This is a genomic window from Streptomyces sp. NPDC039423, assembly GCF_055598725.1.
In genome coordinates this window covers 950,327-965,528 of sequence record NZ_JBVKAH010000001.1, presented here as the reverse complement: position 1 = coordinate 965,528, position 15,202 = coordinate 950,327, and the positions used below count along the sequence as shown (strand labels likewise).

Here is a 15,202-nt window from a genome sequence, read left to right as displayed (position 1 = left end):
GAGGGATGAGCCTAAAGGGTCGCCCTGCCCTATTCGCCCACGGGGGCGTGCTCGGCCGCCGCCCGTACGTCGATCTCGCGCCAGAACCCGGCCCGGATCGCGTACCGGTCGTGCTCGTCGATCTGGTCGTCCTTGTGGGCGAGCAGGCCGAAGCGTGCCGCGTACCGCAGCAGTTCGCCGTCGATGCGGTGCGGGATGCGCGGGTACATGGTGGACAGCTTCTGCACATGGGCCGGGTCGGGGAGCCGTTCCATCCAGCGCCGGGCGAAGACCTGGCCCACCTCGAAGGGGTCGCCGCCGACCGTGGTGATGTCCTCCTCGCGGTCGGCCCACCGCTGCTCGGCGCTGGTGAGCTGGGCGAGGGTGGGCAGCGAGGCGGTCTCGGGCGGTTCGCCGACCGGGCCGCCCGGGCGGTCGACCCAGCCCCGGTCGGAGGACCAGCGGAGGGTGGCGTTCGCGGGCGGTGCGGCCGCGCCGGCGGTCCCCGGGGTCTGGTTCCCGGGGGCGTGCAGGGCGGCCAGGTCCTTGGGGGTGGGGACGCCGCCCTTGGTGGCGCCGCCCGCTCCGGGTGCGCCGGGCGCGCCGGTCCGGTCGGCGCCGGTCCGCCCGTCGGGGTGCGGCGCGCCGTGGACGGTCCGGCCGTTGACGGACGTGCCGTTGCCGGCGGGCGTGCCGTTGACGGACGGGGCGGAGCCGTTGACCCCGGCGGCGGCCGCGGCTTCGGCGGCGCGTTCGGCGGAGGCGGCGAGCGCCGACTCGGGCAGCGGGGCGGAGAGGATCGCGGCGATCTCGGGGCGCGGGACGGGGGGCGGCGAGCAGGGGCCGGTGAGCTCCTTGGCCCGTACGGCCCGGATGATCCATTCGCGGTCGAGCACCCGGCGTTCGTCGGCCTCGGCGACCAGGTCCTCGGACTGGTTGTAGTCGCCATCGGCGGCCTGGACGGCCCAGAGGTGGACGGCGACGCCGTGTTCCTTGGCGGACATCAGGCCGGGCAGCAGGTCGCCGTCGCCGGTGACCAGCACGATGTCGGAGCAAGCGCGGTTGCGTGCCAGCTCGGTGAGTTCGGCGTGCATGGCGGCGTCGACGCCCTTCTGCGCCCAGCGGCCGTCGCTGCGGGTCAGGGCGCCCAGGCGGACGGTGACGCGGGGCATGACGCGCAGCCGGCGGTGTTCCGGCTGGGGTACGCGGTCGGGGGCACCGTCGAACCAGTAGATCCGGAGCAGGGGCTGCTGCGTGTCGGCCTCCGCGCGTTCGCGCAGACCCTGGATGAGGGCGGCGTGGTCGACGGTGATCCGGGAGCGGGCCGGTTCTCCGGCGAGAAGGCTGGCGGCGGCTCCCAGCAGGTAGCCGGCGTCCACCAGAACGACGCAGCGGTCCACGTGTTCCACCCTCTTTCGGGAACCTCGGGATCGGGAGTTGCTTCGGGTTTCCTTCGAGTCTGCCCGACTGCCGGGGGGTTAACGGCCGGAACTGGATCATCGGCGTGGCGGATCGCGCCGAGCCCCGGCGGCGGCGGCCGACTACCGTCCGCAATGATCCAAAATGCGCCTTTTATGTGCATATGTGAGTCTGGCAGCGGCCCTGGCCCCTACACCCCACGGAGGCACCACCATGGCCAAGAACAAGAAGTCGGACCGCAGTCAGAAGGCGTCGCCCGCGGAGCGTGGCACGCAGCAGGCGAAGAGCTCGTCGATGGAGGCCCAGGCGGAGCACCGGCTCGCCCAGGTCACGCCGGCGGATGTGGCCGGCAAGGGCCGGCAGAAGAGGTTCGGCCACAACTGAGGCCGCGACCGAGCCGCGCACGCCGGAAGGGGCGCACCCGTGACGACGGGCGCGCCCCTTCCGCGCGGACGGGCCGCGGCGCTCGGCCGGCCGGGCAGGGCCGGGCGGCGGCCGGCCGGGCAGGGCCGGGCGGCGGTCAGCCGGCCAGGCAGGACGGGCCGAGCAGCACCTTCAGGTCGCCGAACAGGGCGGGGTCGGGCTGGACGCGGTGCCGGTCGAGCCGGAGGACGGTGGTCGAGCGCGGGCCCTGGAGCTTGATCCGCACCTCGGTGTTGCCCTTGTGGTGGCTGAGGATCTCCCCGAGGCGGCTGACCATCGGCGGGGTGACCTTCACCGTGGGGATGGTGAGCACGACGGGGGCGTTGGTGCCGGCCGAGGAGAGGTCGGGGACCATCAGCTCCATGGCGACCAGCCGGGGCACGTCCTCGCGCTTGTCGAGACGGCCCTTGACGAAGACGACGGTGTCCTCGACGAGCTGGGTGGACACGAGCTGATAGGTCGCCGGGAAGAACATGCACTCGATGGAGCCGGCGAGGTCCTCGACGGTCGCGATGGCCCAGGCGTTGCCCTGCTTGGTCATCTTGCGCTGGAGGCCGGAGATGATGCCGCCGATGGTGACGACCGCGCCGTCCGCGTGCTCGCCCCCGGTGAGCTGGGAGATCGCCGCGTCGGTCTTGTCCGACAGGACGTGCTCGATGCCGAAGAGCGGGTGGTCGGAGACGTACAGGCCGAGCATCTCGCGCTCCTGCGCGAGGAGGTAGGACTTCTCCCACTCGATGTCGGAGAATTCCACGTCCAGCCCGAAGCCGGGCTCGTCGCTGGTCTCCTCGCCCATGCCGCCGAAGAGGTCGAACTGCCCCTCGGCCTCCTTGCGCTTGACCGCGACCACGTTGTCGATCATCGGCTCGTGGTGGGCGACCAGGCCCTTGCGGGTGTGGCCCATCTCGTCGAAGGCACCGGCCTTGATGAGCGACTCGATGGTGCGCTTGTTGCAGACGACCGCCTCGACCTTGTCCAGGAAGTCGGGGAAGGAGCTGTACTTCCCCTTGGCCTTGCGGCACCGGATGATCGACTCGACGACGTTCGTGCCGACGTTCCGCACGGCGGACAGGCCGAAGAGGATGACGTCGTCGCCCTGGGCGGCGAAGTTCGACTCCGACTCGTTGACGTTGGGCGGGAGCACCTTGATGCCCATGCGGCGGCACTCGTTCAGGTAGACGGCCGACTTGTCCTTGTCGTCCTTGACCGAGGTCAGCAGCGCCGCCATGTACTCGGCGGGGTGGTTGGCCTTGAGGTACGCCGTCCAGTAGGAGACCAGTCCGTACGCGGCGGAGTGCGCCTTGTTGAAGGCGTAGCCGGCGAAGGGCACCAGCACGTCCCACAGCGCCTGGATCGCCTCGTCGCTGTAGCCCTTCTTCTTCGCGCCCTCCTGGAAGAGGACGAAGTTTTTGGCCAGCTCCTCGGGCTTCTTCTTGCCCATGACGCGGCGGAGGATGTCGGCCTCGCCGAGCGAGTACCCGGCGATGATCTGGGCGGCCTTCTGCACCTGCTCCTGGTAGACGATCAGGCCGTAGGTGACGCCGAGGACCTCCCTGAGGGGCTCCTCCAGCTCCGGGTGGATCGGGGTGATCTCCTGCTGGCCGTTCTTGCGCAGCGCGTAGTTCGTGTGCGAGTTCATGCCCATCGGGCCCGGCCGGTACAAGGCCGAGACGGCGGAGATGTCCTCGAAGTTGTCGGGCTTCATCAGCCGCAGCAGGGACCGCATGGGGCCGCCGTCGAACTGGAAGACGCCGAGGGTGTCGCCGCGCTGGAGGAGCTCGAAGGTCGTCGGGTCGTCGAGCGGCAGGCTCAGGAGATCGATGTCGATCCCCTTGTTGGCCTTCACCATCTTGACGGCGTCGTCCATGATCGTCAGGTTGCGGAGGCCCAGGAAGTCCATCTTCAGCAGGCCGAGCGACTCGCAGCTCGGGTAGTCCCACTGCGTGATGGTCACGCCGTCGGTGTGCCTGACCCAGACGGGGACGTGGTCGACGATCGGCTCGCTCGACATGATCACGCCGGCGGCGTGCACGCCCATCTGCCGGACCAGGCCCTCCACACCGCGCGCGGTGTCGATGACCTTCTTCACGTCCGGTTCGTTCTCGTACATCCCGCGGACCTCGCCGGCCTCGGAGTACCGGGGGTGGGAGGGGTCGGTGATGCCGGAGAGCGGGATGCCCTTGCCGAGGACGTCGGCGGGCATCGCCTTGGTGATGCGGTCGCCCATCGCGTACGGGTAGCCCAGCACGCGCGCGGAGTCCTTGATCGCGTTCTTGGCCTTGATGGTGCCGTACGTACCGATCATGGCGACCTTGTCCTCGCCGTACTTCTCGGTGACGTACCTGATCACCTCGACGCGCCTGCGCTCGTCGAAGTCGATGTCGACGTCGGGCATGGAGACACGCTCGGGGTTGAGGAAGCGCTCGAAGATCAGACCGTGCGGGATGGGGTCGAGGTCGGTGATGCCCAGCGCGTACGCCACGATCGAGCCGGCCGCGGAGCCACGGCCGGGGCCGACCGCGATGCCCTGGTTCTTGGCCCACATGATGAAGTCGGCGACGACGAGGAAGTACCCCGGGAACCCCATCTGGATGATGACGTCCATCTCGTACTCGACCTGCTGCTGCCGGTCCTCGGGGATGCCGCCGGGGAAGCGGCGGTGCATGCCGCGCTGGACCTCCTCCTTGAACCAGCTGACCTCGGTGTGCCCCTCGGGGATGTCGAACTTCGGCATGAGGTCGCGCTTCTCGAACATGCCGGCGGTGTCGATCTGCTCGGCCACCAGGAGCGTGTTGGCGCAGCCCTGCTGCCAGGCGTCCGAGGAGTCGATGGCGTACATCTCGTCCGTGGACTTGAGGTAGTAGCCGGTGCCGTCGAACTTGAAGCGGTCGGGGTCGGAGAGGTTCTTGCCGGTCTGGATGCACAGCAGCGCGTCATGGGCGGAGGCCTCGTGCGCGTAGGTGTAGTGCGAGTCGTTGGTGACCAGGGGCGGGATGCCGAGCTTCTTGCCGATCTCCAGCAGGCCGTCGCGGACCCGGCGCTCGATCTCGATGCCGTGGTCCATCAGCTCCAGGAAGTAGCGGTCCTTGCCGAAGATGTCCTGGTACTCGGAGGCCGACTTCAGGGCCTCGTCGAACTGGCCGAGGCGCAGCCTGGTCTGGAGCTCGCCGGAGGGGCAGCCGGTGGAGGCGATGAGCCCCTCGGACCACTGGGCGATGGTCTCCTTGTCCATGCGCGGCCACTTCTGGAGCCAGCCCTCCTTGTACGCGTCGGAGGAAAGCCGGAACAGGTTGTGCAGGCCGGTGGCGCTCGCCGCCCAGATCGTCTTGTGGGTGTAACCACCCGAACCGGAGACGTCGTCCCGCTTCTGGTGCGGCTGGCCCCACTGGATCTTGCGCTTGTTGCGGCGCGACTCGGGGGCGACGTACGCCTCGATGCCGATGATCGGGGTGACCCCGGACTTCTTCGCCGTGTGGAAGAAGTCGTACGCCCCGTGGAGGTTGCCGTGGTCGGACATGGCGATGTGCGTCATGCCCATCTCGTTGCAGGCGTTGAACATGTCCTTGAGCCGCGCGGCACCGTCCAGCAGCGAGTACTGGGTGTGCACGTGAAGGTGCGTGAACGGCGGCTTCGACACGGTTGCTGCCTCCGGGGGGCGGGGGATGGGGACAGCTCGGAAGTCTACGTCGCCCCACTGACACCGACCGGGCACTCGGGAGTACGGTCACGCGTTGGAGGGGACGGAGGGCCTGTCCCCTTTGTCATGCGCGCGGTCACGCGCGCATCCGCACGTGAGCACCAGGAGGCACCCCGCGATGTCGGTCCCCCAGCCCACCGCCGAGGAGCGCGGTGAGCAGATCCTCTCCGTCTTCGGTACCGCCTTCGGCGAGCTCCTGGCCGCCGACCCGGCCGCCTTCCGGGTCAAGTTCCGGAAGATGGCGGGGTCGGCCTTCGCCTTCTACCGGGGCACGGCCTGCCTCTTCTACGCCGACCTCGGCGAGGAGCGGCACGGCGGGCCCTACCTGGACGAGCGGACCGCCCGCGTGTGGATCCACGGCGACCTGCACGCGGAGAACTTCGGCACGTACATGGACGCCCACGGCCGGCTGGTCTTCAACGTCAACGACTTCGACGAGGCGTACGTCGGGCCCTTCACCTGGGACCTCAAGCGGCTGTCGGCCTCCCTGGCGCTGATCGGCTACGCCAAGGCGCTCAGCGACGAGCAGATCACCGAGCTGGTGCGGATCTTCGCCGCCGCCTACCGGGAGCGGATCCGCTCCCTGGCCACGGGCGCCAAGGACGACGACGTCCCGCCCTTCACCCTGGACAGCGCCGAGGGACCGCTGCTGGACGCGCTGCGCGTCGCCCGCTCGCTGACCCGCTTCGGGCTGCTGGACTCCATGACGGAGATCCGGGACTTCGAGCGCCGCTTCTCGGCCGGCGGCGGGGCGATCGAACTGGACGCCGCGACCCGCTACAAGGTCCTGGCCGCGTTCGACGGGTACCTGGAGACGCTTCCGGAGGCGAGCCTGGCCCGCCCCGACTCGTACCGCGTGAAGGACGTGGTGGGGCGGCGCGGCATCGGCATCGGGTCGGCCGGGCTGCCGTCGTACAACATCCTCCTGGAGGGCAACAGCGACGCCCTGGAGAACGACGTCGTGATCTACATGAAGCAGGCGCAGACCCCGGCGGTCTCCCGTCATGTGACCGACCCGGCGGTGCGCGGCTACTTCCAGCACGAGGGGCACCGCACGGTGATCTCGCAGCGCGCCCTCCAGGACCACGCCGACCCGTGGCTGGGCTGGACGGAGCTGGACGGCTCCGGACAGCTCGTGGCGGAGGTCTCGCCGTACGCGGTGGACCTGGACTGGTCGGACATCGACGACCCGGAGGAGATCGCCGCGACGGTCGCCGACCTCGGCCGGGCGACGGCCACCATGCACGCGGCGGCGGACGACGAGAGCGGGCACTCCCTGGTGCCGTTCTCCACCGAGCGGGCCATCGACGCGGCGATCGCGGCGGACGAGGAGGGCTTCGGGGAGCTGCTGGTGGACTTCGCGCACGGCTACGGCGCCCGGGCCCGCGCCGACCACCAGATCTTCGTCGACCTGTTCCGCAACGGCCGGATCCCCGGCCTCCAGGGCACGGGCGCAGGCCGGATCCTTTAGGGACCGCTTACGGGCGGGCGTGGCAGACTCTCGGACGATGGACGGCATATCCGGGACCCGGCTCAGGTGGCTGCGGGCGGCGTTCTTCACGGCACTGGTCGTGACGCTGTCCGTGGCTTCCCACGTGCTGCTGTCCGGCGTCGCGCTGCCGGTGGCGACCGTCGCCGGCGTGGCGGCCGGGGTCTTCGGCGTCGCGTACGCGCTGGCGGGCGCGCAGCGCGGGTTCTGGAGCATCGCCGGGCTCCTGGTGCCGCTGGAGCTGGCCGCGGACACGATCTTCACCACCGGTCAGCACGTCTGTTACGGCCCGGCCGGCGGCCCCGTGGCGGGGTCCCTGCGGTCGGTGGGCGTCGACGTGCTGTGCGGGGGCCCGGTGGGCATGCCGCTGCCGGGGGTCGCCGGCCCGGAGAGCGGCGCGATGGCGCTGCTCCGCTCCCCCGACCCGGCGCTGCCGTGGCTGCTGCTGGCCGCGCACGTCACGGTCGGGCTGATCGCCTCGGCGTGGCTGCGGCGGGGCGAGGACGCGCTGGCCGGGCTGGTGCGGTCGGTGGCGGCGTTCGCCTTCCGGCCCCTGCTGCTCGCGGTCGCCGTGGTCGCCGCGGCCGGCCGGACCGTACGGCGGGGTCCGCGGCCCGCGAGCCGGCCGCGCCGGTCGCGCACCCGTCTCCTCGTGCACTCCGTGGGACGGCGCGGACCGCCGTGCCGGGCGGCCCTGGCCGCCTGACCACCGGGGCGGCTGTCCGCCGCCCGGGCACGGCAGTCCCCCCTTTCGTACGGATCCACGGAGAAGACCACCATGAGTGCACGCAACAGCCAGGCCAACAAGGCGGCGGCCCGCGAACGGCTCCGCCAGGAGCGCGAGCGCCAGGCCAAGAAGGACAAGGTCCGCCGGCAGATCACCGTCGCCGTCTCGGTCGTCGGCGTCCTGGCGGTCGCCGGCGGCATCGGCTACGCCGTGATGCGGGCGAACGAGCCCTCGCACTGGGACGCGGCGAAGGACGCCAAGGGCGTCACCGCGCCGAAGAACACCTCGGGCGCCGACGGCACCACCGTCGTGATCGGCAAGCCCGCCGCCAAGAAGACGCTGGAGCTCTACGAGGACTCCCGCTGCCCGGTCTGCGCCACGTTCGAGCAGCAGGTCGGCGAGACGGTCGAGAAGGACGTCGCCGCCGGGAAGTACAAGCTCAGGTACGTCGGTGCGACGTTCATCGACAACAGCGACCGGGGCGAGGGCTCCAAGAACGCCCTGTCCGCGCTGGGCGCCGCCCTCGACGTCGGCCCGGAGGCGTTCCTCGACTACAAGGCGGCGCTCTACTCGGCGAAGTACCACCCCGAGGAGAGCAAGGACGCGTTCGCCAAGGACTCCTACCTGCTGGAGGTCGCCGACACGGTCCCGGCCCTGAAGGGCAACGCCGCCTTCCGGAAGAACGTCGAGGAGGGCACCTTCGACGCCTGGGCGATGAAGATGTCCGAGGCCTTCGACAAGAGCGGCGTGTCGGCCACGCCCACGCTGAAGATGGACGGCAAGCCGGTCACGGAAGCGGGCGGCGAGAACGCCCCGATGACCGCCGCCGAGTTCACCACCGCGGTCGACAAGGCCCTCAAGGGGTAGCGGAGGAGGCCACGCGGTGAGCGGGGCGTGGCTTTCGGCCAAGGGCGGGTGAACAGAGGGCAGTTCACCCGCCCGAGTGCTCTACCGATCAGTAATCTGATCGGCCGTGACCAGTCGAAACCTTTCTGCCCCCAGCCGCCGCACGGTCGTCAAGGCCGCTGCCGCCACCGCTGTCGCCGCTCCCGTCCTGGGCGCCGCCACGTCCGCCGCGGCGGAGGCCAGGATCCCCGCCTTCCTCCACGGCGTCGCCTCCGGTGACCCGCTGCCCGACGGTGTCCTGCTGTGGACGCGGGTGACCCCGTCCCCGGAGGCCGTGCCGGGGTCCGGCAAGGGCCCGGACACCGAGGTGAGATGGGAGGTCGCCGAGGACAGGGCCTTCACCCGGATCGTGGCGCGGGGCGCCGTCACGGCGACGGCCGCGTCCGACCACACCGTGAAGGTGGACGTGCGGGGCCTGCGCCAGGAGACCGTTTACCACTTCCGCTTCAGCGCCGGTACGGACGCCTCGACGGCCGTCTCCCCGGTGGGCCGCACCCGCACCACCCCGGCCGCCGACGCCCCGACGGCCGGGGTCCGCTTCGGCGTGGTCTCCTGCGCCAACTGGGAGGCCGGCCACTTCTCCGCGTACCGCCACCTCGCGGCCCGGACCGACCTGGACGCGGTCCTGCACCTGGGTGACTACATATACGAGTACGAGACGGGCGGCTATCCCAAGCCCGACTACGTGGTGCGGCAGCACGAGCCGAGGCACGAGATCGTCACCCTCGCCGACTACCGCCTCCGGCACGCCACCTACAAGACGGACGGCGACCTCCAGGCGCTGCACGCCGCGCACCCGGTGATCGCCATCTGGGACGACCACGAGTTCGCCGACGACACCTGGTCCGGCGGCGCGGACAACCACACGCCGGGCGCGGAGGGCGACTGGGCCGCCCGGGCGGCGGCCGCGAAGCAGGCGTACTTCGAGTGGATGCCGGTCCGGGCCTCCACCGAGGGCACGGTCTACCGCCGGCTGCGCTTCGGCAGGCTGGCCGACCTGCACCTGCTGGACCTCCGCTCGTTCCGGTCCCAGCAGGCGTCGACGGGCAGCGGCCGGGTCGACGACCCGGACCGCACCATCACCGGGCGCGCCCAACTGGACTGGCTCAAGGCGGGGCTGGCGTCCTCCGACGCGGCCTGGAAGCTGGTCGGCACCTCGGTGATGATCTCGCCGGTCGCCTTCGGCTCCCTGCCGTCCCACCTGCTGGGGCCGGTCACGGAGCTGCTGGGCCTGCCCAAGGGCGGCCTGGCCATCAACGTGGACCAGTGGGACGGCTACACGGACGACCGCCGGGAGCTGCTCGCGCACCTGACGGACCGGTCCATCACCAACACCGTGTTCCTGACCGGCGACATCCACATGGCGTGGGCCAATGACGTCCCGGTGACGGCGGCCACCTACCCGGCGTCCCGGTCGGCGGCGACCGAGTTCGTCGTGACGTCGGTGACGTCCGACAACCTGGACGACCTCCTCCACGTCGCCCCCGGCACCGTCTCGCTGGTCGCCGCGACGGCGATCCGGGGGGCCAACCGGCATGTGAAGTGGGTCGACATGGACAACCACGGGTACGGCGTCCTGGACGTGACCGCGGAGCGCTCGCAGATGGACTACTACACCGTGTCCGACAAGAGGAGGCCGGACGCCTCGTCGGCCTGGATCCGCTCCTACCGGACGGCCAGTGGAACGCAGAAGGTCGAGCGGGTGTACGCCCCGGTGCACTGACGCTCCCTCAGGGGCGATTTTCAGCCAATCCTGCTCCTGTTAACAGAAGATCACCCAGCCATGGCGGGCGGCGTGTTCCGGTAGATCGAATCCGGACACACCGCCCGCCTTGATGTCGTGTTCCGTTACATGCGCGTCTCACAGCCTGGAACGGGCCGAAGGATTTCTCCCGGATGTCGTCAATTACTCAACGATTGATTGGGCTTGTTCAATGCTCATCAAGATCTGACATGGCCACGTAATCTCCCCGGCGGTGGCGAGGAAGTCCCTCTCCACAACCCCCCCGAGGAGTCACCATGCGTGCTCTTGCCCGGATATCTCCGCGTCTGCACCGTCGTGCTTTGGCCACGGCGGCCATGGCCGGATCCCTGGCGCTGTTCCCGCTCTCCGCCCCGACGGGCGTCGCCGCCGCCTCGTCGCCCACCGCCGCCGTCACCGACGAGTGCGTCGACGGCAAGGCCGGCGCGGGAGCGGCCGCGCGCGAGATCAAGCCCGGGAGCGCCGCCCACGCGCACGAGCCCAACGAGGTGACCGACGCCAAGGCCAAGGCCATGGACGCGGACCTGCGGAAGAGACTGGAGGCGGCGCGGGCGAACGGCAGCCGCATGAGCGTCGCGGCCGCCACGACCATCCCGGTCTACTTCCACGTCATCCACGACGGCGAGACCGGCAAGCTCGACGCCGCCGACATCAGCGGGCAGCTCGCCGTCCTCAACGCCGCCTACGGCGGCCAGGGCACCGGCAACACCGACTCGGGCTTCCAGTTCTCGCTGGCCGGCACCGACTACACCGACAACGCCGCCTGGTACAACCTCAGCTCCGGCTCGGCCGAGGAGAAGGCCATGAAGTCCGCCCTCCGCAAGGGCGGTGCCGGTGCGCTCAACTTCTACACGGCCAACCTCGGCGGCGGCCTTCTCGGCTGGGCGACCTTCCCGTCCTCGTACCGGTCGAACCCCAGCATGGACGGCGTGGTCGTGCTCGACGCCTCCCTCCCGGGCGGCACGGCCGCCAACTACGCCGAGGGCGACACCGGCACGCACGAGGTCGGCCACTGGATGGGGCTCTACCACACCTTCCAGGGCGGCTGTAACGGCAACGGCGACTACGTCACCGACACCCCCGCCGAGAAGAGCGCGGCCTACCAGTGCCCGACCGGGCGCGACACCTGCGCCAGCAAGGCGGGCACCGACCCGATCCACAACTTCATGGACTACACCTACGACGCCTGCATGTACCAGTTCACCGGCGGCCAGGTGCAGCGCATGAAGGAGCACTGGACCGCGTACCGCGCCGGCTGACGACCCGGCAGGAGTGGCACGGGCACGGTGCGGCGTACGCGCGGCACCGTGCCCGCGCCCGTGTGCGTGCCTATGCCCGTGCCCGTGCCCATGCCCGTGCCCATGCCCATGCGCGTACGGAGCACCGGGCCGGGACCGGCGCCTACAGGCCCTCCAGGAAGGACAGCGCGACGGCCCAGGTCCGCTCGGCGGCCTCCTCGTCGTAGTCCGGCAGGTCCGGGTCGGTGTACAGGTGTCCGGCGCCCGGGTGACGGTGGACCTCGACGTCCGCACCGGCCCGCCGCATCCCCAGGTACCAGGCGTTCAGCCAGTCGTGCGGCTCGAACGGATCCGGATCGGCCACGTGCAGTTGCACGGGCAGCTCGTCCACCGAGGCGTTCGGCGCGATGTCGGACGTGCCGTGCAGGAGCAGCAGCCCCCGCGCCCTCTCGTCGCCGAGCGCCAGGGTCTGGGCGACGGACGCCCCCAGCGAGAACCCGGCGTACACGAGCCCTTGCTCCGAGTACGGAGCCGCGGCCATGACGGCCCGCCTGAGCAGCTCTTCCTTGCCGATCCCGTCCTTCAGCGCGATGCCGTCCTCCAGGGTGGCGGCCGTTTGACCGTCATAGAGGTCGGGCACGTGCACGTGGTGCCCGGCGGCACGCAGCCGGTCGGCTGCGGCGTGCACGGCCGGGCGCGGACCGTAGGCCGAGTGGAAGAGCATGATGTTCATCCGGCCATCCTGCCAGTTGGATTCGGAGCCCATGGAGAACGCACTGCGCCCGTTGACCGTCGTCGGTGGCTCGGTCGCGCTCACGCTGGTGGTCGGCTACCTCGTCGACATCACGCTGCGCCGAGCCGATGCCCGGCACCACGAGACCCCGCTGTGGGGGCTGCTGCGCCGCTGTCGGCTGCCTTTGCAGGTCGTCCTGCTCACCGCGCTGCTGCGCGGTGCGTACGCCCAGACCCGCTGGCGGCTCATCGAGGACCACGAGGCCGGGATAGGGCAGGTACTGAGCCTGGTGCTGATCGGGGCGAGCGCCTGGCTGGTGATCCGGATCGCCGCGGCCATAGTGGAGTCCAGCTACGCCCGCTACGCCTCCTCCACCCGTGACGCGGCCCGGGTCCGCCGGGTCCGTACGCAGGTCACGCTGATCATGCGGATCGTCACGGCGGTCGTCGGTGTGGTCGCCGCCGCCGCGATGCTGCTGACGTTCCCCGACTTCCGGACCATCGGCACCTCGATGCTGGCCTCGGCGGGCATCATCGGCATCGTCGCCGGTGTCGCCGCGCAGTCCACGCTCGGCAACCTCTTCGCCGGCTTCCAGATCGCCTTCGGCGACATGGTGCGGATCGGCGACACCGTCGTGGTGGACGGCGAGTGGGGCGTGGTGGAGGAGGTCACGCTGACGTTCCTGGCCGTACGCACCTGGGACGAGCGGCGGATCACGATGCCGGTGTCGTACTTCACCAGCAAGCCGTTCGAGAACTGGTCGCGCGGCGGGGCCCAGATGACCGGCACGGTCTTCTTCCACCTGGACCACGCGGCCCCGGTGGCCCTGATGCGCGACAAGCTGAAGAGCATCCTCGCGGACTGCCCCGCCTGGGACGGCCGCGACTGGTCCCTGGCCGTGACCGACACCACACCGAGCACCATCCAGGTGCGGGCCGTGGTCACGGCGAAGGACGCGGACGACGTCTGGACCGTGCGCTGTGTCGTACGGGAGCAGATGATCGCCTGGCTGCTCGACGAGCACCGGTACGCGCTCCCGCGCATCGCCACCGCCCCCGCGACACTGCCGCCGGAGGGCCAGTGGCCCGCGCTCGGCAAGGCGGCGGACCGCCCGCCCCGCCAGGCGGAGGTGCACAGCAACAACGCGGACGAGTACGTCCCGAACGGCGACGCCCCGGCGGGCGCCCCCCGCATCGGCCGCGGCTGAGCCCTCGTCGCTCGGCGCGCGGGGTCAGCGCAGGCTGCGGACGTCCAGGTGGCGCAGCACCCGGTCCACGACCTCCGGGTCGGCGCCGGGCTCGCTGCGGGCGGCCAGCACCTCGTGGCGCGCGGCCGACATCAGCTCCCGCTGGATGCGCTGCATCGCCCGGAACCGCTCCACCCGGCGGGCGGACGCGGACCGCCGCTCCTCATCGACCAGGTCGGGGCTGATCCGCGCCCCCACGTCGAACGCGATGCGCTGGAGCCGCTCCTGGAGGTCCTCCGGCAGGTCCTCGACCTCCTCGATCTCCTTGAGGCGCCGTTTCGCCGCCCCCGCGGCCCGCACGGCGAGCCTGCGCTCCAGGTCCCGTTCCGCGTCCGTGTCGGCGCGTACGCCCAGCTTCCTGACCAGCCACGGCAGGGTGAGTCCCTGGAAGACCAGGGTCGCCATGATGACGCAGAAGGCGATGAAGACGATCTCGTCCCGGCCGGGGAACGGCGCCCCGTCCTCGGTGTGCAACGGGATGGCGAGCGCCAGCGCGACCGACGCCACGCCCCGCATGCCCGACCACCACATGACGACGGTCTCCCGCCAGCTCATGGGGATCTCCTCGTCGTAGTCCCGGCGGGTGTGCAGCCGCTTGGCCAGCCAGGTCGCCGGCAGCAGCCACAGCAGCCGTACGCCGACGACGCACACGACGACGGCGGCGCCCCAGCCCAGCATCCGCAGCTCCCGCCCGTCGGCCGTGCCGAAGACGTTGTGCAGCTCCAGGCCGATCAGCCCGAAGGCGACGCCGGTGACGAGGGTGTCGACGATCTCCCAGAAGGTGCGGCCCGCGATCCGGCCCATCACGTCGTCGGCGTCCGTGGCGTGCTCGGCCAGGAAGAGGGCGGTGACGAGGACGGCGAGGACACCGGAGCCGTGCAGTTCCTCGGCGAGCACGTAGGAGACGAAGGGCACCAGCAGGGTGAGCCCCGTCTGGAGGGTGGCGTCGCCGAGCAGGCCCATCAGCTTGTTGGAGAGCCAGCCCAGCGCCAGCCCGACCAGTACGGCGACGACGGCGGACAGCACCAGCTCGCCCGCGGCCTCCCCCCAGGAGAACGTTCCGCCGACGGCGGCGCCGATCGCCACGTGGTAGAGCACGATCGCCGTGACGTCGTTGAACAGTCCCTCGCCCTCCAGGATGGACACGAGCCGCCGCGGCAGCCCCAGGGAGCCGGCCACGGCGGTCGCGGCGACCGGATCGGGCGGTGCGACGAGCGCGCCCAGCGCGACCGCGGCCGCCAGCGGCAGCCCCGGGACGACGGCGCTCGCCACGGCGGCGACGGCGGCCGTGGTGACGAACACCAGCGCCACCGCGAGCAGGAAGATGGGCCGCCGGTTCGCGGCGAACTGGCGCCACGACGTCCGCTGCACGGTCGCGTACAGCAGGGGCGGGAGCACCAGCGGGAGGATGAACTCCGGCGGGACCTCCACGTTCGGCACGAAGGGCAGCAGCGCCAGCACGATGCCCGCCAGCGTCATCAGCACCGGGGCGGGCAGCCCCAGCCGCTCGCCGAGGGGTACGGACAGCACCGCCCCCAGCAGCAGCACGAGCAGCAGCGCCAGTTGGTCCATGGTGCGCCCTC

General features: G+C 71.0%; 11 protein-coding genes. 7 read left to right on the top strand and 4 right to left on the bottom strand.

From position 1 onward, the window contains the following. Positions 1–29: 29 nt before the first annotated feature. Complete coding sequence (locus tag ACZ7LK_RS04295; protein WP_392276193.1) at positions 30–1,388, bottom strand: NYN domain-containing protein; 1,359 nt, start codon at positions 1,386–1,388, stop codon at positions 30–32. A 223-nt stretch (positions 1,389–1,611) separates the two neighbouring features. On the opposite strand from ACZ7LK_RS04295, the gene ACZ7LK_RS04290 reads away from it, so the two are divergent. Then, positions 1,612–1,782 carry a hypothetical protein gene (locus ACZ7LK_RS04290; protein WP_392276192.1) on the top strand — a complete coding sequence of 57 codons (171 nt, stop codon included), beginning with the start codon at positions 1,612–1,614 and terminating at the stop codon, positions 1,780–1,782. 136 nt (positions 1,783–1,918) lie between these two features. On the opposite strand, the gene dnaE is transcribed toward ACZ7LK_RS04290, so the two are convergent. Beyond that, entirely contained in the window at positions 1,919–5,458 is a 3,540-nt protein-coding gene (dnaE, locus tag ACZ7LK_RS04285) for a DNA polymerase III subunit alpha (RefSeq protein WP_392276191.1), read from the bottom strand. Positions 5,459–5,636: 178 nt separating this feature from the next. On the opposite strand from dnaE, the gene ACZ7LK_RS04280 reads away from it, so the two are divergent. The 5 genes from ACZ7LK_RS04280 (at position 5,637) to ACZ7LK_RS04260 (ending at position 11,661) form a co-directional block, all read left to right on the top strand. After that, positions 5,637–6,989, top strand: coding sequence for a DUF2252 domain-containing protein (locus ACZ7LK_RS04280; RefSeq protein WP_392276190.1), 1,353 nt, complete (start codon positions 5,637–5,639; stop codon positions 6,987–6,989). A 37-nt stretch (positions 6,990–7,026) separates the two neighbouring features. Beyond that, positions 7,027–7,713 carry a hypothetical protein gene (locus ACZ7LK_RS04275; RefSeq protein WP_392276189.1) on the top strand — a complete coding sequence of 229 codons (687 nt, stop codon included), beginning with the start codon at positions 7,027–7,029 and terminating at the stop codon, positions 7,711–7,713. 72 nt (positions 7,714–7,785) lie between these two features. After that, entirely contained in the window at positions 7,786–8,601 is an 816-nt protein-coding gene (locus tag ACZ7LK_RS04270) for a DsbA family protein (protein ID WP_471138299.1), read from the top strand. Positions 8,602–8,707: 106 nt separating this feature from the next. Continuing rightward, on the top strand, positions 8,708–10,363 hold the full coding sequence (locus ACZ7LK_RS04265; protein WP_471138297.1) for an alkaline phosphatase D family protein: 1,656 nt from the start codon (positions 8,708–8,710) through the stop codon (positions 10,361–10,363). A gap of 296 nt (positions 10,364–10,659) precedes the next feature. Beyond that, positions 10,660–11,661: a zinc metalloprotease gene (locus ACZ7LK_RS04260; protein ID WP_471138295.1), complete on the top strand. Its 1,002-nt coding sequence runs from the start codon at positions 10,660–10,662 to the stop codon at positions 11,659–11,661. A 142-nt stretch (positions 11,662–11,803) separates the two neighbouring features. Here ACZ7LK_RS04260 and ACZ7LK_RS04255 read toward each other — a convergent pair whose 3' ends face one another. Next, positions 11,804–12,373, bottom strand: coding sequence for a dienelactone hydrolase family protein (locus tag ACZ7LK_RS04255; protein WP_392276185.1), 570 nt, complete (start codon positions 12,371–12,373; stop codon positions 11,804–11,806). Positions 12,374–12,404: 31 nt separating this feature from the next. Between ACZ7LK_RS04255 and ACZ7LK_RS04250 the strand changes: the two genes are divergently transcribed. Then, positions 12,405–13,580, top strand: coding sequence for a mechanosensitive ion channel family protein (locus ACZ7LK_RS04250; protein ID WP_471138292.1), 1,176 nt, complete (start codon positions 12,405–12,407; stop codon positions 13,578–13,580). Positions 13,581–13,604: 24 nt separating this feature from the next. Here ACZ7LK_RS04250 and ACZ7LK_RS04245 read toward each other — a convergent pair whose 3' ends face one another. Beyond that, a complete protein-coding gene (locus tag ACZ7LK_RS04245) occupies positions 13,605–15,191 on the bottom strand; it encodes a Na+/H+ antiporter (RefSeq protein ID WP_392276183.1) in 1,587 nt (528 codons plus the stop codon). Between the last annotated feature and the right edge of the window lie 11 nt (positions 15,192–15,202).

Coding starts and splice junctions, on each gene's coding strand:
- ACZ7LK_RS04290 (WP_392276192.1), top strand. CDS start 1,612: ATGGCCAAGAACAAGAAGTCGGACCGCAGTCAGAAGGCGTCGCCCGCG.
- ACZ7LK_RS04280 (WP_392276190.1), top strand. CDS start 5,637: ATGTCGGTCCCCCAGCCCACCGCCGAGGAGCGCGGTGAGCAGATCCTC.
- ACZ7LK_RS04275 (WP_392276189.1), top strand. CDS start 7,027: ATGGACGGCATATCCGGGACCCGGCTCAGGTGGCTGCGGGCGGCGTTC.
- ACZ7LK_RS04270 (WP_471138299.1), top strand. CDS start 7,786: ATGAGTGCACGCAACAGCCAGGCCAACAAGGCGGCGGCCCGCGAACGG.
- ACZ7LK_RS04260 (WP_471138295.1), top strand. CDS start 10,660: ATGCGTGCTCTTGCCCGGATATCTCCGCGTCTGCACCGTCGTGCTTTG.
- ACZ7LK_RS04255 (WP_392276185.1), bottom strand. CDS start 12,373: ATGAACATCATGCTCTTCCACTCGGCCTACGGTCCGCGCCCGGCCGTG.
- ACZ7LK_RS04250 (WP_471138292.1), top strand. CDS start 12,405: ATGGAGAACGCACTGCGCCCGTTGACCGTCGTCGGTGGCTCGGTCGCG.
- ACZ7LK_RS04245 (WP_392276183.1), bottom strand. CDS start 15,191: ATGGACCAACTGGCGCTGCTGCTCGTGCTGCTGCTGGGGGCGGTGCTG.